Here is a 20,468-nt window from a genome sequence, read left to right as displayed (position 1 = left end):
TCCTGACAAATTTTTAACTTGTCCGCAAAAATCATAAATTATATTATATCGCAACGTCAATCAAAATCCTAGTATCATACATACCCTTTTTCCTTCAAACTAACATATTTATTTTCCCCAATGATCAAATGATCTAACAATTCAATTCCGACAATTTTCCCGGACTCGGCAAGCCGCTTGGTGACTTCGATATCCTCCCTGCTCGGAGTCGGGTCACCCGAGGGATGATTGTGGACGCAAATGACGGATGCTGCTGATCTGCGGACCGCTTCTTTGAAGACCTCTCGCGGATGGACAATCGAAGCGTTAAGGCTGCCGATGAAAATCGTCTGCTTGTGGATCACCTGATTTTTCGTATTCAAGTACAGGCAGACAAAATGCTCCTGGGTCAGGAAGCGCATATCGTTCATTAAATATTTCGCACCGTCTTCCGGTGAGCGGATCACATAGCGTTCATCAAGGGTATGGTTGGCGATGCGCCTGCCGATTTCCACAGCCGCAAGGACATGGATCGCTTTTGCTGTCCCGATTCCTTTAATTTGTGTCAGCTCTTCCAGTGTTGCATCTTTAAGAAGCCGGAGGCCCTCAAACTGGGAAAGCATTCTGTTCGCAAGCTGAAGGACTGATTCCTCCCGCGATCCCGTGCCTAACAGCAGGGCAAGCAATTCATGATTGGAAAGGCTCTGGGGGCCATTTTGGACAAATCGCTCCCGCGGCCGCTCATTTTGCGGATAATCTCTGATCATTAATGAATGTGTAGACAATAGATTTTCCTCCCAGTCATTGATTATGACGAGGGAAGTGTAGAAGAAGTTTCTGTGGTTTTCTTTTAATAAGGAAGGTTGTATCCGATTTTTCTTAACTCCCTGATCATCCTGGATACAGGCAGTCCAACAACTGTGTAATAATCCCCACTGATTTCTTTGACAAGCATACTGCCGAATCCCTGGATTCCATAGCCGCCCGCCTTATCGAATGGTTCACCGCTCTTTATATAGGTGTCGATTTCTTCATCTGACAATTCCCAGAACGTCACATCTGTTTTTTCATAGAAACGCGTTTCCTTCTCAGGGGAGATTATTGATACTCCTGTGTAGACTGAATGGGTGTCCCCAGACAGCTTCTTGAGCATCTTCAAGGCTTCTTGTCCGCTTTCTGGCTTCCCAAGGATCGTTCCATCATGCACTACGACAGTATCCGAACCAATCACGAAGCAATCAGGATAATCCTTAGCCACAGTTCCCGACTTTCTGGAAGCAAGCTCCATAACTACGTCAGCAGGGCTGAGTGTCTCACTGAAACTTTCGTCTGCATCACTGCTCGAGATTTCAAAATTCAAGCGGAGGTTTTCAAGAAGTTCTTTTCGCCGTGGAGAAGAAGAGGCTAAAATGAGGCGTTGCATAAAATCACCTTTCTTTTCTTTTTGCATCAAAGGGAGATACAAACTAATACTATCAAAGTTCACCTTTCGTAACAATCTTTAGTCGTCGGTTTGGCAAAAAAAATCAGAGCCTGGCGCATTTTGCCGAAGGCTCTGTTAATTTGTACGATTTCCCGGAAAATATTCTGGTATATTACTTTCCTATAGTCTGGTATGCAGAAAGGAATGCGAGAAGGCTTTTTTCCATTTCCGCAAGCTGATTGGTATCCTTCGTTTTCTGGTAGCTTATAAACGCAGCTCCCGCCCTCTCTAGGCTTACCTTCGCCTTCAGGACGGTTTGATCTTTAACACTGTTATCTTCAATTTTGCTTAGCATCGCCTGGTATTTTTCCACTTTCTGAACTTCTTCCGCTGCAGCTGCCGATCCGTTCATCAGGATCGTATAGATTTTCGGTGCCTGCTGGAGTAATTCGGATTCAGCTGCTGTTAATCCTGCTGCCGTGCTCCCTGCAATTTCAAATGGTTTAGCGTACACCTCATCAACCCCCTTAGCCTTGAGTGACTCCGCCTGTTGTTTGGCGGCCTCAATGCTTCCCGCTGTTGATAAATAGACGGCGAATTGGCCATTCACTGGAAATAACTCAGCTGTTACTCCCTGGCCGGCAAGGAGGTCCACCCTTTCCTTCGCAGCAGTCTCTGTTGTGAAAATACCATTCTGGACGATAAAGGTCTGGATCGATTCTAACTCAATCGACTCCTTCCCTCCTGCCGGTTTCTCTGCTGTTTGCCCTGCTTTTGGCTGCGTCGCTGCTGGTGCAGCCGTATCTGGTTCTGATGGGAGGAATTTAAGGAATGTCACTCCAAACGCTGTCCCAAGCAACACGGCAAAAACGACATTCATGATGATTGTCGTATAAAGGCGATTGCTGCGTTTTGATTTAGTATTCCAAACCGAAATGCCGATGCCCTTCTTTTTTTGCTTTTTTTCCTGTTTCGGAGCGATTTTGTATTCCTTTATGATTTCCTCGTCTACGGGATCAGGCAAAATCCAATCAAAGCTTTCCTCAGTTTGTTCCTGGGCAGCTGCACTTTCATTCAGCGCTGCTTCTTTTTCCAGCGGATAGACCTTGTTTCGGTCTCCGCGAAGGTCATTGATTTGGTAGTTGCTGCTCTTTTTTTGATCATATGGATTACTCTCATTGGGTCCTTCTTGTTTATGTTTCCTTCTGACTCCATTATCCTGCATCCTTTTGTCTGCCTGAATCGGACGGTCCTTGCCATTAATCTTGATTGTAATAGACTTTCCTTGCTTGTCCAATGCTTGTACCTCCCCCTGCCCGTTCGTGTTTGCTTCATCCTATCATAATGGCAAAAAAAAATAACAAGACTTTTGTCGTCTTGTTATAGAATGCTTTCGTCAATTTTTTTACTAGATTAGTTTTCGCCTGTTTCCTCGGTTTCATCCTCGTCGGACTGCTCTTGTTCGATAAGATTATCCTCTGAATAATCGCCGAAAGTCGGGAATGGGTTGCGTTTGTTGGCAGGTTCGGGTGCCTGGATTTTTGGGTTGTAGTCCATCAAGTCTGCAAGTTCCGGAAAATAAAACGAGTTGATCGATAACGACATTTCAATCGGCACTTCTTCATCTGATACTACGAAACTTTCTTGCGGCCCACTAAAAGAAATAGATTCTACGACCACAATGCGCATTAAGGATTCTAACGTTTCTATGAATTTCTCGAGGCTAAAGTAATTCTCTGCTTTAACATTGATTTCGACAGATGTTTTTAACAGGCCATCGGGAACCATTGTTTGCGAATTCGATACTGGCACCTCTGCTATAGTGCTTTCAACCTGATCCTCAGAGTCATTATTTAGTTGCTCAACCTTTTCTTCAGATGTTGTTTCCTGCTCCAATGGAACTCCCGCCTGTTGCTCAGCATTGAATTCGATCGAAGAGACAAAGCTGTTGGAAATCACTTCTGCTTTCTCTATGTCAAGAACTAACTGCTCTACCATTGGGTCAACCGGGAGCCTTTTTTGCAACTCAGCTGTACTGCTAAAGTCTGTTTCATTTACTGTAGCAAGTCTTGCTTCCAATGTTGCATTCAGCTCTTGCTCCATTTTCAACTGGCTTTCCTTTAACGCCAAGCTAGTATTCAAGGGATTCAAATATAAATAAAAAGCAATTAGATAAACAAAAATAGAGACGACTGCTGCTGCAAAAAGGATCATATAATGTTTTTTTTCCAGCCGAAGGTTCATGAGCCATCTCCTCCTTCGCCCGCTTCCGGTTTGAAAAATTCCGGCCGATATACAATTTTATAATCCGCACTATAGCGCGGAAGTGTTGTACCATCAGAAGAATTGTTTTCTTCAGCACCATCTGAAAGCTCAAGTGCTACCACATTCAGCAATTCAGCTTGTCTGACCCATTCCGATTGTTTCAAGGAGCTCAGGTAAAAGGCAGCGTCCCTTGAAGCATCATATTGAATCGTGACAAGAATAGAATCCATGTTGCTATATTCAAAGTTCTGGATAAATCCGCGTTCAGGCAGCAAGGAAATGATGTTCCGCACAATAGGTACTGTTTGCACCGGGTATTTCTCTGCCCATTGGACCGCTTCCTGAAGTTTGACTAATGAATTTCCGGCATTTTCTTCAGCCAATTTTTCCTGCTGGAGATTATTCAATTTTTGCAGACTAGAGATTTTCTGATCGACTTGTTTCATTTCATATTCATAGCTGCTTCCCTGAAGATAAATAATAGAAATAGTTATCGCTATGAACAAAAGGGGAACCGCGGCAATAATAAGCTGTGATGACTTTCTATGCTCTTTTTTTGGTAAAAGATTAATCTCAACCAGCATTATTACACCTCTTTCAAGCCAAGCCCAAGAGCAAGATTAAACGCAACTGGCAATTCTTCTGATTTCGAGCCAGTTGCTTTCAGATTGATTGTTGATACAGACATTCCAAACCGATCGGTCATATCGGCAATAGCCCGGTCCAGCATCGGATGGTCACCATTTACTAAAAGTTTTGTTACCTCTTTTTTTCCCTGTGTCAGGGAAAACCGATAAAAATCCATTAGTTTCGCAATATCCCGATAGATTTCCTCAAGCTGGAATATAATATCGGATACTTCACCATCATAAACGAGTTCTGGATTCGAATGACCCTCTCTCCGAAGTGATAGCTTCCAGCTATCCTTTAAATCACCTGGGATATGACGCATAAAAACTGGGATTTGCTCTTCAAATATACACAAACTGACAACGTCTAGGTCGAATTGAACAGTAAGCAATACCTCATTTCTCACCGCCATGTCTTGTTGATGATAGAGTCGGTAGATAGCCAGCGGTGAAATATCAGCTGCCACCGGCTTAAGTTTGACATTTTTAAATAAGTCCTCAAACTCAAGTATGTATTTTTCCGGGGCAGCGAATAAGAGAATCTCTTGTTTATTATTATCTGTACCTAGTTTAATTGTATCAAATACGGGATCTTCAAAAGGCAAATGGATGGTTGAACCGAGTTCCAAATATAAGTAGCCATCAATTTCATCATCTTTGACATCCCCAGGAATACTTACCTTCCTGATAATGACAAGGGAATCTGGTACGATGAAGCGAATCTCCCTTTTGGCTATTTTCCATTCAGCTATGCATTCATCCACTATATTGGATAAGGTGGCAAAATCAAGGATTTTCCCATCTGAAATAATTCCTGGCGGTAAGTACCTCTGTCCATAATGATTCACTATGACCGGGTTCTTCTGTTTTAGCTCCACAAAACGAATTGAATGGTCATTGAGCACGATATTGACAATCTTGTTTCTGCTGGAAAATAAGGAAAATGCCATGATTGAAACTCCTTAATGTATGACTGTACTTTTAATGGTGAAGATCTTGGACTTAAATTAATTGCTTATTTACAAGGCAATCACGAAAAGTTGAAGATACCATCCTAAGATTTCTGCACCATAGAAATAGGCTGTTAGAGTACCAAGGGCAATGAACGGGCCGAATGGAATTGCTTGCTTTCTTTTTACATATCCAAGCAGCATGGCAGCAATGCCAAAGAAAGCGCCATAAAAGGTAGCAAAGAAGAAGGATAGAAGCATGGTCTTAAAACCAACCACGAACCCAATCAACGCAAAAAGCTTGATATCGCCGCCACCCATTCCCCCTTTGCTGATGAGGGCAATAAACAAGAGGATCATGAATCCCGCAACTGCCCCAGCGAATGAGTCCCACCAGGGTGATAGAGGAATAATTATACGCTCGATAATAAAAATACCCGCAAATACAAGCAGCACCTTATCAGGGATCATCATGTACGCAAGGTCGGACACCGTAATGATGATGAATAATGAAATCAAAGTCAGTGCGATGACCAATTCACCGCTCCAGCCAAGCAAAAGATAGGCACCCGCAAACATCAGACCTGTCAAAAGCTCAAAAAAAGGATAAACGGGCGAAATGCCGACCTTGCACTGGCGGCACTTCCCCCTTTGAAGTAAATATGAAACTACCGGAATCAATTCAATCGCACGCAGCTGATGCCCGCAGGTGGGGCAAGAAGAACGCGGTGACACGATTGATTTTCCTTCTGGGACCCGGAGGCCTACTACGTTGTAGAAGGAGCCTAGGATTAGGCCGTAAAACAAGAATACCAAAGTATAAATGCTGTCGATATTCCCTTCCTCCTTTTAAAGTTGCTCTTGTGTTTTGTTATCTATATAAGTTTTTGAACCAACGCCCGATTTTAGCGTAACAGAATAGGTGAACTTGCCATTTGTACTTTTTGTAATTACTACAATACTAGTTTCTTTATCATACCCACCTGTTTTATCGCTAGGATTCACAACATTTTCTATATAACCCTTAGATTCCAAAGTACTAAGTTTTACTGTAGCTTTTTTGTCGGTTGACTCTGTTACGTCACTAAATGTTATTTCTGGCTCATTATTTGTAACCGCTAGTCTAGCAGCATTTAACATCTGTATTGCCGTACTTTTATGAGCGTCTTCTTTTGATTTTTCAATAATATTTCCAATACTCGGCACGGCAATCGCACTAATAATCCCCAAAATGACAACTACAGCCAAAAGTTCAACCAGAGTCAAACCTCTTTGATCTTTCATTTTTTTCTTGATTGCTTTCAACATATTCATCTTCTCCTTTTAGTTAATTTTACCTATGACTATTGGAATATATATCTAATCATATTATAAATGATAGATTATGAATTTCCTATAAAGAATGTGTAGATAATTGTCTCTTTATGGTTAACATCAATTTACGTGATTGAATATGTCGAACATTGGAATCATGATGGAAGTAACGATTGTTCCGACGAGTCCGGCAAGAATGACAATCATGATTGGTTCGATCAATGATTTTAACTGGTCCGTACTTGTCTCTACTTCTTTTTCGTAGAAGTCGGCTACTTTTCCCAGCATGGCGTCCAGTGACCCTGTTTCTTCGCCGATTGCGATCATCTGTGTGACTAATGGTGGGAATGCCCAGTGTTTTTTCATGGGGCCGGTCATCGATTGTCCGATTTCGAGAGCGTCACGTGACTCCCGGACGACTCTTCCGACCACTTCATTCTCCACCACATTTTCGACAATCGATAACGCCTGCAGAATCGGGACTGAACTCGAAAATAGTGAACTAAGGGTCCTTGTCATTCTGGCCAGGACTGCTTTTTGCATCATTTTTCCGAAAATCGGCATCCGTAAAATGGCAACATCAAGATAATATTTTGTCTGCTTATTTTTCTTCATTGCCGACAGTCCCGCAACAACTCCTATAAGCAATAACATGATCAGCCACCAAAAGGATTGCATAAATTCGCTTGCCGCAAGAACAAATTTGGTGATGGCCGGCAATTCACCGCCAAAATCCTCGAACATGCCAACGAATGTAGGGACTATTGAAACCAGCAAGAAGATGACTACCAGTATCGCCAGTATCGCAATGACGGCTGGATAGCTGACTGCGGCGATTACCTTCTGCCGGGTGTTATGTTGCTTTTCATAGTGTTCAGCGAGCCGTTCCAGCGTCTCATCCATATTACCGCCAGCTTCTCCTGCCTTCACCATATTAATATACATGGATGAAAAGATTTTACTGTGCTTGGAGGTTGCTTCTGATAGCTGGACCCCTTCCCGCAGATTTGCTTCGATGTCCATCAGTGCCTTCTTCAATGCTTTACTGTCCGTTTGTTTCGCTAAAATCTTAGTGGAATCCACAACCGAGACTCCAGCTTTTAACAAAGTAGCAAACTGGCGTAAATAGATGACCAGATGCTGTAGCTTAACAGGATTTCCGATCGTGATATCTTTTGTAAGCCAAGTTTCAGGCACTTCGATAATCTCGGTAGTCCTGATTCCGTCCTCGCGAAGCTTCTCCAATGCTTCACGTTTGGAACCAGCCGTAACCGTGCCAGAGCGTTTTTTTGTCCGGTCGCGTCCGGAATATTTAAAGCGAGCCATATTAAATCATCTTCTCCAATAAGTATGGTTCAGCAATTTCCTTGGAGACAATCCCTCTCTGGACAAGCTCCTTGATATCCATCTCAAGGGTATGCATTCCATGAATTCTGGAGGTCTGCATGATACTGATGATTTGATGGATTTTCTCGTTCCTGATTAAATTCGCTACGGCCGCATTATTGATCAGGATCTCCGTTGCGCTCCTGCGTCCCTTTTTATCGACAGTAGGAAATAACCGCTGGGAAATGACTGAAACAAGGACCGAAGCGAGCTGAATCCGTATCTGCGCCTGCTGTCCCGGCGGAAAAACATCTATTATTCTATTGATCGTGGCTGGGGCACTTGAAGTATGGAGAGTGCCAAGTACAAGATGCCCGGTTTCAGCAGCGGTAATCGCAGTCTGTATTGTATCCAGGTCCCGCATTTCCCCTACCAGGATGACATCTGGATCCTGGCGGAGTGCTGCGCGCAGTCCGTTGGCGAAATTATTGGTATCCAGACCAATTTCACGCTGGTCGATAATGCTGTTGCCATGCTTGTGCAAATATTCAATCGGATCCTCTAATGTGACGATATGCTTCCGCATAGTCATGTTCATATACTGGATCAGTGATGCCAGCGTCGTAGATTTGCCGCTTCCGGTTGGTCCTGTCACGAGCACCAGCCCCTGTGGTTTTTCGGCAATTCTTTTAAGGATATCTGGCAGTTCCAGCTCCTCCAATGTCGGAATTCTTGTAGGAACAATCCTTACTGCCAGCGAAACGCAGCCCCTTTGATGATAAGCATTCACCCTGAACCTGGAGATGCCAGGTATCCCGTATGAAAAGTCTAGTTCACCTTTTGATTTGAATACATTCCAGGAATTTTCCGGGATGATGGCTTTGGCCATTTCTTCAACTTCATCTGGAGTAATCGTATCCGTTCCATATCTTCTTAAATCCCCGTTAATTCTCATTACTGGAGGAATGCCGACAGTTATGTGAATATCTGATGCCTTAAGTTCGAAACCAGACCTCAGCAAATGCTCAATTTTTTCCTTCATGCTAACTCCCCGCTTATTCTGTTATGGCTACCCTTAAAACTTCTTCGGTCGTGGTGAGTCCCTGTTTAATTTTCAGCAGTCCATCGTCGATCAGGAAGATTGTTTTATTCCTTACTGCTATTTCCCTTAGAGCTGTAACAGGCTCTTCATTCATGATCGCTCTGCGAAGTTCGTCATCCACTGACAGCACCTCATGGATTGCCAGCCGGCCTCGATAACCGGTCATATTACAGGAAGAACATCCCCTTCCCTTCCACACAGTCTCAATCGACATCCCTCTTTTAGAAAAAATGTCTATTTCACGCTTTGTCGGCTCCTGAGCTTCTGCACAATCGCGGCACACCCTCCGAACAAGCCGCTGGGCGACAACTCCACTTAAAGAAGATGCGACAAGGAAAGGCTCTACTCCCATATCCAGCATCCTCGTAACCGAACTAAGCGCATCATTCGTATGCATTGTGCTCAGTACCAGATGTCCGGTCAAAGAGGCCCTTACTGCCACTTCCACTGTCTCTTTATCCCGTATTTCACCTACCATGATGATGTTCGGATCCTGGCGGAGGATGGACCTCAGACCGGCCCCGAAGGTCATGCCAACATTCGGGTTGACCTGAATTTGATTAATGCCCTCAATCTGGTATTCTACCGGATCCTCTATCGTAATGATGTTGACCTCTTCACTATTCAGCTTGTTCAAAGCGGCATACAGGGTAGAAGATTTCCCGGAACCAGTAGGACCAGTAATCAGGACAATTCCATTCGGTTTCGAGATCATCTTCGTAAACCGGTTGAGATTATGCGTGTTGAACCCCAGCTTCTCAATGTCATTCAATGTGCTGCCCATATCAAGAATCCGCATGACCACCTTTTCGCCAAAAACGGTTGGCAAAGTGGAAACACGAAGATCAATCGGATGAAAATCAAGATTGACTTTGATTCTTCCATCCTGAGGAGTCCTGTTCTCGGTGATATCGAGATTCGACATAATCTTAATCCTTGCGATCAGCACGTTTTGCATATGCTTCGGCAGCACACGTTCCACTCTAAGAATTCCGTCAATACGATAGCGGATGACAACCTTCGTTTCCTGTGGGTCTATATGGATATCACTGGCCTTGTTGGCAGACGCATTTGACAGCAGTTGATTCACCAGCCTGATGACCGGGGAATCGGCTTCTGTCAGATTCTCTTCCTGATCAGTTTCCATTGCCGGGCTGCTGATGCCAATCAAATCATCAAGTCCATCGTTGTTATCGTAGTATTTATTAATTGCACGGATGATATCGTCCTTGGTTGCTATCGCGGTTTCAATATGGAAGCCCGTTGACAGCCTGAGATCATCGACCGTAAAAAAATCCATTGGATCCGCCATCGCAACGAAAAGCTTTTCCCCTTCTTTTTTCAGAGGAATCACTAAATTACGCTTTGCCATCTCTTTAGGGATCAACGTGAAAAGCTTTGTATCAAATGGATAGCGGTATAAACTGATATGTGGAATACCCAGCTGGAACTCGAGAACTTCAATCAGCTGCTGTTCTGTTATCAGCCCTCTTTGCAGGAGTGCATCTCCCAATTTTTGACCTGCTGCTTTATCAGCAAGGGTTGCTTGCAGCTGAGCTTCTGAAACCAGCCCTGTTTCGACTAATAAGTCGCCAAGCCGTTTTCTCATTTGCCTCACATTGATCACTCCTGTGTTTTGGCTTACTTTGGTTCTTCATTCGGATTTCCGAATAGCCCATCGTTTTCGGTATCAGCTTCTTCATCGTCCCTTTCATCTTCAACAGGTTGCGTTTCTCCTGCGGATTGGTCTGGCTGCACGTCAGTAGTACCATCACCAGGTAAAACGATTGAATCCTCCCCATCAGCAGTTCCAGATCCAGTTTCGTTGGCAGCTATTCCTAATGGATGGACTTCTATTCGGTGGACTGGAGGATAAAAATCTTCAGACAGTACCTCTGTTTTCATCAGTTCACCCTTTTCAGAATGGGTTTCACGAACGACCTTCACGAACAGACCAGGACTTCCCTCCACTTTTACAGACTTTTGGCCGGCACTTAAAAGAGGCGAAAATTGCTTGATCATCCTCGGTTGAAATTCCTGCTTGTCCAAAGTGTGAATACTGTAATTGTATAAGAATGGTGCTCCCTTAACCGACACTTCCAGATTAGGACTTTTCCAGTCGAATTCAATTGTATAAGTCGAGGCGTTGGGGTTATAAATAATAAAATCCATTTTTCTCTCAAATTGGACTTTTGCTTCAAAACCCGGTTCACTACTATCTGGAAGCTGCCTGCTTATATGCCTTTCCGATATGAGAAAGTTCGTTGGCAAGACAGCCTGATAAATGGCAGTCGCAATCTGGCTGTATGTTTGGTCCGTCAGCTCTGGCATTCCACTGTCCCTTACGAAAGAGGCCAGCGAGAACTGTGACTCGGCTCCCAGCTCAATAGATGGAAAGGAGTCAATAAAAATTAAAACTTCTTCATATTCATCCTTCAATTGGTAAGAAACCGCCGAAACTTCGATTGGTTCTTCGGGAGGGAGATACCTCGCCAACTCAATAACAATATTCTCATTGAAACTTTGAATAGCATTTGTTAAATCGTTTTCCAGCATTTTATGATTCAATTGTTTATGGATTTGGTCAGGTAATCCTCCATTTAAAGGTTCCAGCTGAATGAGAATGTCATTCTGCTGCCCATCACTAGCAGAGCTAATTGACTGATCTGCTAAAAGGGTTAAATCTTCTGCCATAAGCGGATAAGAATGCTCTTTATACAGCAGTGCCACTTTTGCATTAGGAGCCCATTCAGACCAGTTTGCTTCCAATAAAACCTTCGCTTCATCTTTTGTTTTGTTCGATACATCGATCGACCCGATGAAAGTATGTTCAGAGTATAACGGTTCCACATTTTTTGGGGAGCTTATAGCTGAAGCACCAAAATAAGTGAAACTGTAGGTAAATAGTGAAAAAACAATGATGATCAAAGAGACTTTTACTATTTGGCGTAAATTCACATATATTCCCCTCTGGTAAAAAGATTGTATTTAAGAAGTCTTGCTATCGTAGGCAATTATTTCTTCGTCTTTTGAATCTTCGAAATTCAGGACAGGAATTACCTCTAAGTCACTCAATTCAAATGTTTGATTGTTTCTGACTTCCAAAAATGAGATATCCTCAGCTAGATGTATTTCTTCCTGTTTTGAGTTGAGAGTATTTGAGACGGGTATTTCATTCAAGTCAATGTTTTCGCCCTGGTTAACCGTTTTTTGCAGATGATTATCAACATCTAATTTTGATAGATCACCCGTTTCCGCCACCCTTGGTCTGCCTTCTTCAATTCCAGTTTCAGTTACCCTTGTAATCATTCCATAACCAGCTGAGGCAGCCAACAATATGATGACCAGCATAGATTGCCATGGAGTGGCAATGAAACTAAAAGCGATTCCAAGAGAGCCAATAACAGGCGCGGCGACAGAAATTAACTTTTTCTGTCTGATTTCTAAGCCAAATGGAATGAAGTGAATGAGAATAACACTCAAAACTGAGGACAGGATTAAAAGAATCAGGATTACCATTGTCTCACTCCACGCTATGTTGTATTTGTTGCTTTTTTACAAAATTCCGCAATATATCAGTCTATCATCTTATATTATGACAAATTTCACACTCTTATATTGTATAATAAAACCAATAGATTTAATAGACGGAGGAGCAATGACTTGGGCAAAAAGTTGTACGACCAAAGCGGAATCACCTTGCTGGAAGTTTTGTTGTCAATTGTACTCCTTGTGATTGTTCTTACATCTTTTGCTGGCTTCTTTACACAATCAGCAATGTTCGTAAAAAAAAATGAGGACAAGATCAGTACAACCCAGACAGTCCAGCAAATAGTGAATTTAATAGAAGTGAAGCTGACCAAGGATACACTGAGCACCAGCACTGAATGTCCAAGTCTTCCATGCACCCTCAGTGAGGATAGCTTGGCGGGACTATTGGATCGTTCATTCAATAGTACACATAAGATTTCCGTCAGTTTCAGTAATGGTGAAGAAGGGTTAATTCGCGTGGAAGTGTCTGTTCAAGATCGAAACAACCCAGATAGTACATCAAGGACTTTTACTTATATAAGAAGGTGATATCTTGAAAGACGAACGCGGATTTACATTATATGAACTGCTTGCTGCGATTTCGATCCTTTTTATCGCTTCTGCTCTTATTTACGGAGTGTTCTTCGGATTCAATAAAAACTATAATCTGATCTCGGAAAAAAATAATATGGACCAGTCAGCAAACCTGATTATTTCCACTATCAAGCAATATCATTTGAAGTACGATGAGTATATGATCGACTACAATGCAGCGGAACAAACTGCGAAAATCCGGGTAAATGCCAGTGAGCAAATTTTGGGCGATGACAGATATTCCCTAGAAATCATGGCAGGTTCTCCAGACCCTGAGCCTTTTACAGGTGAAAAAGTAATCTATTCAAACAGTCCTTTATCGATCCAGTTAATTCTCAAAGACAACACCGGACAAACCTATGAAATAGAAACAATGATTAAAAGATATTAGGGAGGGAATGTGATGAAAAACGAAAAAGGCTATGCGCTTGTCCTGGTTTTGCTGATTATCACCATCACCTTCACCTTCGCCCTATCCTTGAGTGGAATGGCGCTTTCTGCCCGAAAGCAGTTCAACAAGACAGATGAAATCAATAGAGCCACAGATCTTGCAGAAATGGGAGTGGCCCATTATGAAGCGCTATTGACAAGAATCGTAGAAAATGCAAATGCCGAAGCGGGACAAGCTGTGCAAAATGCTCTTGATCTATTGAGTGAGAACCCAAATTATCCTGTCCCGGATTATGACCAGGAGTTCAATGCGGCATTGGCGAGGGAAGTTAATAAGAATGCCTACTTGCCACTGGATGTTAATGAAGACAACTCCTATCAAATCTCGAATCCGGTTATTAACAGGCAAGCTAGTTATATTTTAATCACTTTCGATAGCAAGGGAAAAACAGTTAAAGAGGAAATGGTTTTAAAAGGCAAACTTACTATAAAAAAGAGTACTGGATCACGAGCCGGAGAATCGGTCCCAGAAAAGACCACCTACGTTAATATTGAGTTGGAAGACTTTGAATTAAAAGGTGGAAAACAGGAGGAGACATATAGCGGTAATACCTTTTTCAATAAAACCGTAACCTTAAGAGGTAATACAGGGCTATTCATTAAAGGAGATACCTTTTTTAATTCTCACGTTATACTAAAAGGCGGAGATACCATTATCGTTCATGGTGATGCAATCTTCAACGAGCCTTTATCTCCAGACACAAACGGAAATTCCAGTGTCTGTGTACTAGGAACCCCTTATAGAATAGAAAACCAAAAACTAGTTGAATACACTCCCTTCGATGGAGGAGATATCGATAGTTGCCCGCAGGCAGTTCTAAATAATGAGTGGTCAATTGACCCTGACAATGGTATGGAAGTTACATATTAGACAACAAGGCTGACCCACACGGGGTCAGCCTTGTTTATTTCACATACTCCGCAACCCGATTCCGTCCGGACCTTTTTGCACCAACATACAATGCACGGTCGGAATGCCTAATCAATGCCAGTGAGTCATCGGCGTCCTGCGGGGCGGTTGCCACACCGATTGACGCAGTGATATGGACTAAGAGCTGCTTTCCTTCTGCATCCATTGATTGCAGCAGTGTGAAGGGATTTTCGGCGATCAACAGCCTGATTTGTTCTGCCAGTTTAAGGGCATCGCCTTTCATCATGTCAGGCAGCAGGATCACAAACTCTTCCCCGCCGTACCTGGCAACTGTGCCAATATGGCCGATTCTTTCCCTCAGCCGCTCAGCAAGCTCGATTAATATTTCATTTCCGCTTTGGTGTCCATATGTGTCGTTGACGGATTTGAAGTGGTCGATATCGAGCAGGATCAGGGAGAGAAGGTGTCTTTCGCCTTTTTGTAATTTTCCGAATTCTGAAGACAGCATGTTTTCAAAGTAGCGATAATTATACAGTCCGGTCAATGCGCAGCGTTCACTGTATTCCTTTGTCTTTTCATGGTGCCTCGCATTCTCCACAGCAATCGCAAAGTGAGAACATAGGATATCGATGATCATCAGCTGAGATTTTTCGAATGCCCTCTTTTTGTTTGCGACCAGGACAAGAACACCGATAACCTGGTTGTTCCTGACAATCGGCACACCGAGAATACTTTCGGCACTTGCTGGAATATAGCCTGAATTTATATGCTTCCATTGTTTTTTTGAATGATAAAGTACAGGCTTTCTCTCAGCCCATACAAGGCCGCTAATTCCTTTACCTTTTCCAAGCGGCTCGGCTATAGGATCCATTACTTCCCCAAATTCCACCTTGTGAATCAGTTTCAGTTCCCTGTCATCCACCACATCCAAAATGTAGGCATAGTCAACGGGAAGCATCTCAATCACTTTTTGAACAAAGAGATCAACAACTTCATTGGACTTCAGTCTTTCAGCCAGCTGGTGGCCAATCTCAGCGGCACTCTGTAAAAAATGGTTCACCTTTCCGCTCGAATAATAGAGACTGAGAATGATAGACAGACTCGCGAAAGGAATCCCGACAAACAATAAGGAATAGAGCCCCATCTCACTATGGTACAGTTCATATAGTATGAAGCCTATAGGAAATGTAATCAATGTCGTAACGGTTTCCCAGATGAAATCTTTTCCGAAATAAGGTCCCTTCAGTTTTAGGACGACTGCTTGCAGGAATATCAGGAATAAAGTATTCACACTATAATTGCTAATGCCATATACCGTTCCCAAGATATAAGTAGATGCATCGTCGGCCAAATGAGCGCCATGTATTCCGCCCAGTGCATAAAATATCAATCCGCTCACTAATGAAACGATAAAGAACATCAATGAATTCAGAGGAAACCTGTATATATCAGATTTTTGTACCCGGAGCCTCATTAAAAGGATCAGCACCGAAATTTGCATCAAAACCATTTCCACAAAAATACCGTATGTCAGGAATACAGCGAGCGAAACCCACTGGATCAGGAATATCGGCGTATTATTGACGACCATCGGCATGGAAGCCACAATAGACATTAACACCAGAAAGGTGAGTAAATCCAATACAGAAATATTATCAGGAGGCGGATAGACTTGATAGGTCAGCCAGAGCCCAACCGGAACGATCAGGAGCCAGCTGAACCATATTGATTTTTTGATCATTGGAGTCATCTTTATCTATCCACCTCCTTTCTAGGTAAAAAGTCACACTTTTGTTAATAGTTTAGCAAATTTTTTGTCGAATGTCATAATTTTCTTATTTATTTTTCAACACGTTCACAATAAAAGGCTTTGCTTCTGATAGAAAGTAAAGAGAGCCCGTGACAATTAGAATTTCATCTTCATTTAATTCATTTATTTTCACAGAGAGAAAGTCTTGATAATCGACTGCGAGATTGTTATTTACCTTATTGCTTCCAACTTCCATTAGTTCTTCCGCAGAAGCTGCCCTTGGAAAGTCGAATGTTGTGAAAGTCAGCTGGTCGGCAGCTTCTTCAAGAGTCGCGATCATCTTGTCTAACTTCTTATCCTTAAGTGCCGCAAAAAGAATACTAATCCTTTTATCGGCAAATCGGGAATTTATTTCACTTGCCAGCGCATTAATTCCTTCTTCATTATGAGCACCATCAATCAGGACTAAAGGAGTTTCACTGACTATCTCAAGCCGTCCAGGCCAATAGGCTTCAATCAGCCCTTCTCTGATATGCTCTTCCTCAATCATAAACGAATAGTAGTTTGCAAGGACCTGGCTGGCCATTACAGCACAGGCGGCATTGTCTGCCTGATAAGAACCGATCATTGAAGTTTTCAGATTCTTGAGCTGGCCGAACATGCTGGAAAACGAAAATTTTTCTCCACGCTCCAGGGACTCTCTTGAACCAGTTGTGAATTCATCTCCAAGATGGTACATAGGGGACTTGCTTTCAAGGGCTTTTCTTCTGATTACATCCAGTGCTTCGGGCTGCTCAACTCCCGTAATGGTACTTACACCATTCTTGATGATTCCCGCTTTTTCAAAAGCTATTTGTTCATATGTATCCCCCAGGATCGCGGTGTGATCGAGACCGATACTAGTGATGATGGATAGCAGCGGGTGAATGACATTGGTCGAATCGAAGCGGCCGCCAAGCCCAACCTCATAAATGACAACGTCTACAGGTGACATCTTTGCAAAGTAATAGAGTGACATCGCAGTAATCACTTCGAATTCAGTCGGTCCGCCCAACTCCGTATGATCCAGTTCGTCAGCAAGCGGCTTGATTGCATTCGTCAGTTCAAGCAATTCTTGATCACTGATTGGCTGGCCATTGATGCTAATCCGCTCATTGAATTGTTCAAAATATGGCGAAGTAAACGTACCGACCCTGTATCCTGCTGTCTGCAGGATGGAACGCAGGAACGTGACTGTTGAACCTTTCCCGTTCGTGCCGCCGACATGGATGGTTTTGATCCATCTTTCTGGATGGTCCATTCTTTCAAGCATCCATTCCATCCTTGAAAGTCCTGGCTTCATACCCAGCCGCAGCCTTGCATGGATCCAATCAATTGCCTGTTCATATGTATTAAACATCAAACACACCTCAATTCAAGATGAAGACGAACCAATACTGGTTCGCCTTCAAATTTTTTATCTAAAATTAGTTTCTTAATTCACTGATACGCGCTTCGACTGCTGCACGTTTTTCCAGATAGTCTTTTTCTTTTGCGCGCTCTTCTTCGATGACTTTCTCCGGAGCTTTTTTAACGAAGCCTTCGTTAGCAAGCTTCTTCTGTACACGTTCTACTTCTTTATCGAGCTTCTCTTTTTCCTTTTGAAGGCGGGCAATTTCTTCATCGATGTTGATCAGGCCTTCAAGCGGCATGATGATTTCAAGTCCAGTAGCGACAGCTGTCATCGCTTTTTCAGGAGCGTTGACTTGAAGCCCGATTTCCAGGTTCTCTGGATTACAGAAACGGACGATATAGCCGCGGTTATTCTCAAGCATGCTTAATGTCTTTTCATCCTTTGCCTTCAGGAACATATCAACCTTCTTGCTGAGCGGAGTATTTACCTCCGAGCGGATGTTCCTCACTGCGCGGATGACTTCAACCAGCAGCTTCATATCGTCTGCTGCATCTTTATCAGTCAGAGCAGGATCAACCTTCGGCCAGCTTGCAACCGTGATGGACTCCCCTTCATGCGGAAGGTTCTGCCAGATTTCTTCTGTAATGAATGGCATGAATGGGTGAAGCAGACGCATTGTGTTATCAAGAACGTATGCAAGAATCGATCTTGTCGTCTTCTTGGCTGCTTCATCTTCGCCGTAGAGCGGAAGCTTTGCCATTTCGATATACCAGTCACAGAAATCATCCCAGATGAAGTTGTATAGAGCCCTGCCGACTTCGCCGAACTCATAGCGGTCTGACAGCCTTGTCACTGTTTCAATCGTTTCATTCAGCCTAGTCAAAATCCACTTGTCGGCAACGGATTTCTCCCCGCTCAAATCGATTTCTTCATATTTCAGGCCATTCATGTTCATCAAGGCAAAACGTGATGCATTCCAAATTTTATTGGCAAAATTCCAGGTCGCTTCAACCTTTTCAGTGCTGTAGCGCAGGTCCTGGCCCGGTGAGCTTCCTGTTGTCAGGAAGTAGCGGAGTGAGTCGGCGCCGTACTCGTCGATGACATCCATCGGGTCAACACCATTTCCAAGTGACTTACTCATCTTGCGGCCATCTTCTGCACGAACGAGTCCGTGGATCAGTACATCTTTGAATGGTCTCTGTCCAGTGAACTCAAGTCCCTGGAAAATCATCCGTGATACCCAGAAGAAGATGATGTCATAACCCGTTACGAGGGCATCAGTTGGATAGTGTCGTTTATAATCCGCTGCATCTTCATCCGGCCAGCCCATTGTTGAGAACGGCCATAACGCCGAGCTGAACCAAGTGTCTAGAACATCATTGTCCTGTTCCCAGTTCTCAGGGTCTGCTGGAGGCTCATGGTCAACGTATACCTCGCCTGTTTCTTTATGGTACCAGGCAGGAATTCGGTGGCCCCACCAAAGCTGACGGGAAATACACCAGTCGCGGATGTTTTCCATCCAGCGCATATAAGTGTTTTCAAAGCGATCAGGAACGAAGTTAACCTTCTCATCTTTGCCTTGAAGTGCGATTGCTTCATCAGCAAGCGGCTGCATTTTAACGAACCATTGAGTTGAAAGATAAGGCTCTACTACTGCTCCGCTTCGCTCAGAGTGTCCTACCGAGTGCATGTGCTCTTCAATCTTGAACAGTACGCCTTCATCCTGAAGATCCTTGACGATTTGCTTGCGGCACTCGAAGCGGTCCATACCCTGATATTTGCCGGCTTTTGCGTTCATTGAGCCGTCTTCGTTCATGACTAGGACTCTTTCAAGGTTATGGCGGTTGCCAATTTCAAAGTCGTTAGGGTCATGTGCAGGAGTGATTTTAACTGCGCCTGAACCAAACTCCATATCAACATAATCGTCGCCGACAATCGGGATTTCACGGCCAACGATTGGCAGAATAACCGTTTTGCCGATTAAATGCTTGTAGCGGTCATCTTCCGGATGAACCGCAACCGCAGTATCGCCAAGCATGGTTTCCGGTCTTGTCGTCGCGATTTCGATATGGCCGCTGCCATCTGCCAGAGGATATCTTATATGGTAGAAAGCACCCTGGACATCTTTATGGATAACCTCAATGTCAGATAAAGCCGTTTTCGCTGCAGGGTCCCAGTTGATGATGTATTCGCCGCGGTAGATAAGGCCTTTGCGGTATAAAGAAACGAATACTTCTTTTACCGCCTTGGATAGACCTTCATCCAATGTGAAGCGCTCGCGGCTGTAATCCAGTCCCAGCCCAAGCTTTGACCACTGCTTCCGGATATGCTGAGCATATTCCTCTTTCCACTTCCACGATTCTTCCAAAAACTTTTCACGGCCAAGCTCGTATCGGTTGATGCCCTGGCTGCGAAGTTTCTCGTCGACCTTCGCCTGTGTCGCGATGCCTGCATGGTCCATCCCCGGGAGCCAAAGTACATCATAGCCCTGCATGCGCTTCATTCGCGTCAGGATATCCTGAAGCGCTGTATCCCATGCATGGCCAAGGTGAAGCTTTCCAGTTACGTTTGGCGGGGGGATCACGATTGTATAAGGCTTTTTCGTTTCGTCATCCTTTGCTTCGAAAAACTTACCCTTGATCCACCATTCATAACGTCCTTGCTCAATTGAAGACGGATCGTATTTAGTCGGCATAGACAAATTCTCTTCCATCAGTTTTTCCTCCATTCAAATGCATTTCAAAAATAAAAAACTCCATTCGCCATAAAAGGACGAATGGAGTTTGTTCGCGGTACCACCTTTTTTCCCAGCAACGGTAAAAACAGTTTTGTTGCTGGCTCAAATATGGATAACGGTTCTTCACCGTCGCCTGTTACTGGGAGTCATTCCG

19 protein-coding genes and 1 other annotated feature (1 of these 20 running past the window's edge) are annotated in these 20,468 nt (G+C 43.6%); of the genes, 3 read left to right on the top strand and 16 right to left on the bottom strand.

The genetic code is table 11. The features are described 5' to 3' along the window. Positions 1-74 precede the first annotated feature (74 nt). The 13 genes from radC to J7E35_RS06100 form a co-directional block, all read right to left on the bottom strand. The gene (gene radC / locus J7E35_RS06160; protein WP_192471542.1) at positions 75-746 is read right to left on the bottom strand and encodes a RadC family protein; all 672 of its coding nucleotides are present in this window, start codon (positions 744-746) and stop codon (positions 75-77) included. Between the two features lie 83 nt (positions 747-829). After that, positions 830-1,402, bottom strand: a complete 573-nt coding sequence (locus J7E35_RS06155; RefSeq protein WP_214777991.1) for a Maf family protein — start codon at positions 1,400-1,402, stop codon at positions 830-832. A 172-nt stretch (positions 1,403-1,574) separates the two neighbouring features. Next, on the bottom strand, positions 1,575-2,699 hold the full coding sequence (locus tag J7E35_RS06150; RefSeq protein ID WP_214777989.1) for an SPOR domain-containing protein: 1,125 nt from the start codon (positions 2,697-2,699) through the stop codon (positions 1,575-1,577). Positions 2,700-2,815: 116 nt separating this feature from the next. Continuing rightward, complete coding sequence (locus J7E35_RS06145; RefSeq protein ID WP_214777987.1) at positions 2,816-3,646, bottom strand: hypothetical protein; 831 nt, start codon at positions 3,644-3,646, stop codon at positions 2,816-2,818. After that, positions 3,643-4,251, bottom strand: coding sequence for a hypothetical protein (locus J7E35_RS06140; RefSeq protein ID WP_214777985.1), 609 nt, complete (start codon positions 4,249-4,251; stop codon positions 3,643-3,645). The genes J7E35_RS06145 and J7E35_RS06140 overlap by 4 nt, the downstream gene beginning before the upstream one ends. Positions 4,252-4,253: 2 nt before the next feature. Continuing rightward, positions 4,254-5,246 carry a type IV pilus biogenesis protein PilM gene (pilM, locus tag J7E35_RS06135; RefSeq protein ID WP_214777983.1) on the bottom strand — a complete coding sequence of 331 codons (993 nt, stop codon included), beginning with the start codon at positions 5,244-5,246 and terminating at the stop codon, positions 4,254-4,256. Between the two features lie 69 nt (positions 5,247-5,315). Further along, a complete protein-coding gene (locus tag J7E35_RS06130) occupies positions 5,316-6,071 on the bottom strand; it encodes a prepilin peptidase (protein ID WP_214778692.1) in 756 nt (251 codons plus the stop codon). Between the two features lie 24 nt (positions 6,072-6,095). Further along, positions 6,096-6,554 carry a pilus assembly FimT family protein gene (locus J7E35_RS06125; protein ID WP_214777981.1) on the bottom strand — a complete coding sequence of 153 codons (459 nt, stop codon included), beginning with the start codon at positions 6,552-6,554 and terminating at the stop codon, positions 6,096-6,098. Between the two features lie 126 nt (positions 6,555-6,680). Further along, complete coding sequence (locus J7E35_RS06120; RefSeq protein ID WP_214777979.1) at positions 6,681-7,886, bottom strand: type II secretion system F family protein; 1,206 nt, start codon at positions 7,884-7,886, stop codon at positions 6,681-6,683. Position 7,887: 1 nt separating this feature from the next. Continuing rightward, positions 7,888-8,928, bottom strand: a complete 1,041-nt coding sequence (locus J7E35_RS06115) for a type IV pilus twitching motility protein PilT (RefSeq protein ID WP_214777977.1) — start codon at positions 8,926-8,928, stop codon at positions 7,888-7,890. 13 nt (positions 8,929-8,941) lie between these two features. Beyond that, positions 8,942-10,597, bottom strand: coding sequence for a GspE/PulE family protein (locus J7E35_RS06110; protein WP_214778690.1), 1,656 nt, complete (start codon positions 10,595-10,597; stop codon positions 8,942-8,944). A gap of 32 nt (positions 10,598-10,629) precedes the next feature. Then, on the bottom strand, positions 10,630-11,946 hold the full coding sequence (locus J7E35_RS23660; protein WP_214777975.1) for a VanW family protein: 1,317 nt from the start codon (positions 11,944-11,946) through the stop codon (positions 10,630-10,632). Positions 11,947-11,976: 30 nt separating this feature from the next. After that, positions 11,977-12,507, bottom strand: coding sequence for a hypothetical protein (locus J7E35_RS06100; protein WP_214777973.1), 531 nt, complete (start codon positions 12,505-12,507; stop codon positions 11,977-11,979). A 144-nt stretch (positions 12,508-12,651) separates the two neighbouring features. Here J7E35_RS06100 and J7E35_RS06095 point away from each other — a divergent pair, with 144 nt between their 5' ends. Genes J7E35_RS06095 through J7E35_RS06085 form a run of 3 tightly spaced genes read left to right on the top strand, consistent with a single transcriptional unit; the run spans position 12,652 to position 14,434 of the window. Then, positions 12,652-13,068 (top strand): type IV pilus modification PilV family protein, encoded by a 417-nt coding sequence (locus tag J7E35_RS06095; RefSeq protein WP_214777971.1) that lies wholly within the window; start codon positions 12,652-12,654, stop codon positions 13,066-13,068. Between the two features lie 4 nt (positions 13,069-13,072). Next, positions 13,073-13,504, top strand: a complete 432-nt coding sequence (locus J7E35_RS06090) for a PilW family protein (RefSeq protein ID WP_214777969.1) — start codon at positions 13,073-13,075, stop codon at positions 13,502-13,504. Between the two features lie 12 nt (positions 13,505-13,516). Continuing rightward, positions 13,517-14,434, top strand: coding sequence for a hypothetical protein (locus J7E35_RS06085; RefSeq protein WP_214777967.1), 918 nt, complete (start codon positions 13,517-13,519; stop codon positions 14,432-14,434). A gap of 34 nt (positions 14,435-14,468) precedes the next feature. Here the strand turns inward: J7E35_RS06085 and J7E35_RS06080 are convergent, their stop codons facing one another. The 3 genes from J7E35_RS06080 to J7E35_RS06070 form a co-directional block, all read right to left on the bottom strand. Continuing rightward, the gene (locus J7E35_RS06080) at positions 14,469-16,184 is read right to left on the bottom strand and encodes a sensor domain-containing diguanylate cyclase (RefSeq protein ID WP_214777965.1); all 1,716 of its coding nucleotides are present in this window, start codon (positions 16,182-16,184) and stop codon (positions 14,469-14,471) included. An 85-nt stretch (positions 16,185-16,269) separates the two neighbouring features. Further along, a complete protein-coding gene (locus tag J7E35_RS06075) occupies positions 16,270-17,583 on the bottom strand; it encodes a bifunctional folylpolyglutamate synthase/dihydrofolate synthase (protein WP_214777963.1) in 1,314 nt (437 codons plus the stop codon). A gap of 67 nt (positions 17,584-17,650) precedes the next feature. Further along, a complete protein-coding gene (locus J7E35_RS06070) occupies positions 17,651-20,290 on the bottom strand; it encodes a valine--tRNA ligase (protein WP_214777961.1) in 2,640 nt (879 codons plus the stop codon). A 52-nt stretch (positions 20,291-20,342) separates the two neighbouring features. Continuing rightward, positions 20,343-20,468 (bottom strand) — a binding site (T-box leader) (it continues 117 nt past the right edge of the window).

This window comes from Bacillus sp. ISL-45, assembly GCF_018613195.1.
GTDB lineage: Bacteria > Bacillota > Bacilli > Bacillales > Cytobacillaceae > Mesobacillus.
The sequence above is the reverse complement of the archived record's forward strand: the minus strand, read 5'-3'. Positions and strand labels throughout refer to the sequence as shown.

Coding starts and splice junctions, on each gene's coding strand:
- radC (WP_192471542.1), bottom strand. CDS start 746: ATGATCAGAGATTATCCGCAAAATGAGCGGCCGCGGGAGCGATTTGTC.
- J7E35_RS06155 (WP_214777991.1), bottom strand. CDS start 1,402: ATGCAACGCCTCATTTTAGCCTCTTCTTCTCCACGGCGAAAAGAACTT.
- J7E35_RS06145 (WP_214777987.1), bottom strand. CDS start 3,646: ATGAACCTTCGGCTGGAAAAAAAACATTATATGATCCTTTTTGCAGCA.
- J7E35_RS06140 (WP_214777985.1), bottom strand. CDS start 4,251: ATGCTGGTTGAGATTAATCTTTTACCAAAAAAAGAGCATAGAAAGTCA.
- pilM (WP_214777983.1), bottom strand. CDS start 5,246: ATGGCATTTTCCTTATTTTCCAGCAGAAACAAGATTGTCAATATCGTG.
- J7E35_RS06125 (WP_214777981.1), bottom strand. CDS start 6,554: ATGTTGAAAGCAATCAAGAAAAAAATGAAAGATCAAAGAGGTTTGACT.
- J7E35_RS06120 (WP_214777979.1), bottom strand. CDS start 7,886: ATGGCTCGCTTTAAATATTCCGGACGCGACCGGACAAAAAAACGCTCT.
- J7E35_RS06115 (WP_214777977.1), bottom strand. CDS start 8,928: ATGAAGGAAAAAATTGAGCATTTGCTGAGGTCTGGTTTCGAACTTAAG.
- J7E35_RS06110 (WP_214778690.1), bottom strand. CDS start 10,597: ATGAGAAAACGGCTTGGCGACTTATTAGTCGAAACAGGGCTGGTTTCA.
- J7E35_RS06100 (WP_214777973.1), bottom strand. CDS start 12,507: ATGGTAATCCTGATTCTTTTAATCCTGTCCTCAGTTTTGAGTGTTATT.
- J7E35_RS06085 (WP_214777967.1), top strand. CDS start 13,517: ATGAAAAACGAAAAAGGCTATGCGCTTGTCCTGGTTTTGCTGATTATC.
- J7E35_RS06080 (WP_214777965.1), bottom strand. CDS start 16,184: ATGACTCCAATGATCAAAAAATCAATATGGTTCAGCTGGCTCCTGATC.
- J7E35_RS06075 (WP_214777963.1), bottom strand. CDS start 17,583: ATGTTTAATACATATGAACAGGCAATTGATTGGATCCATGCAAGGCTG.
- J7E35_RS06070 (WP_214777961.1), bottom strand. CDS start 20,290: ATGGAAGAGAATTTGTCTATGCCGACTAAATACGATCCGTCTTCAATT.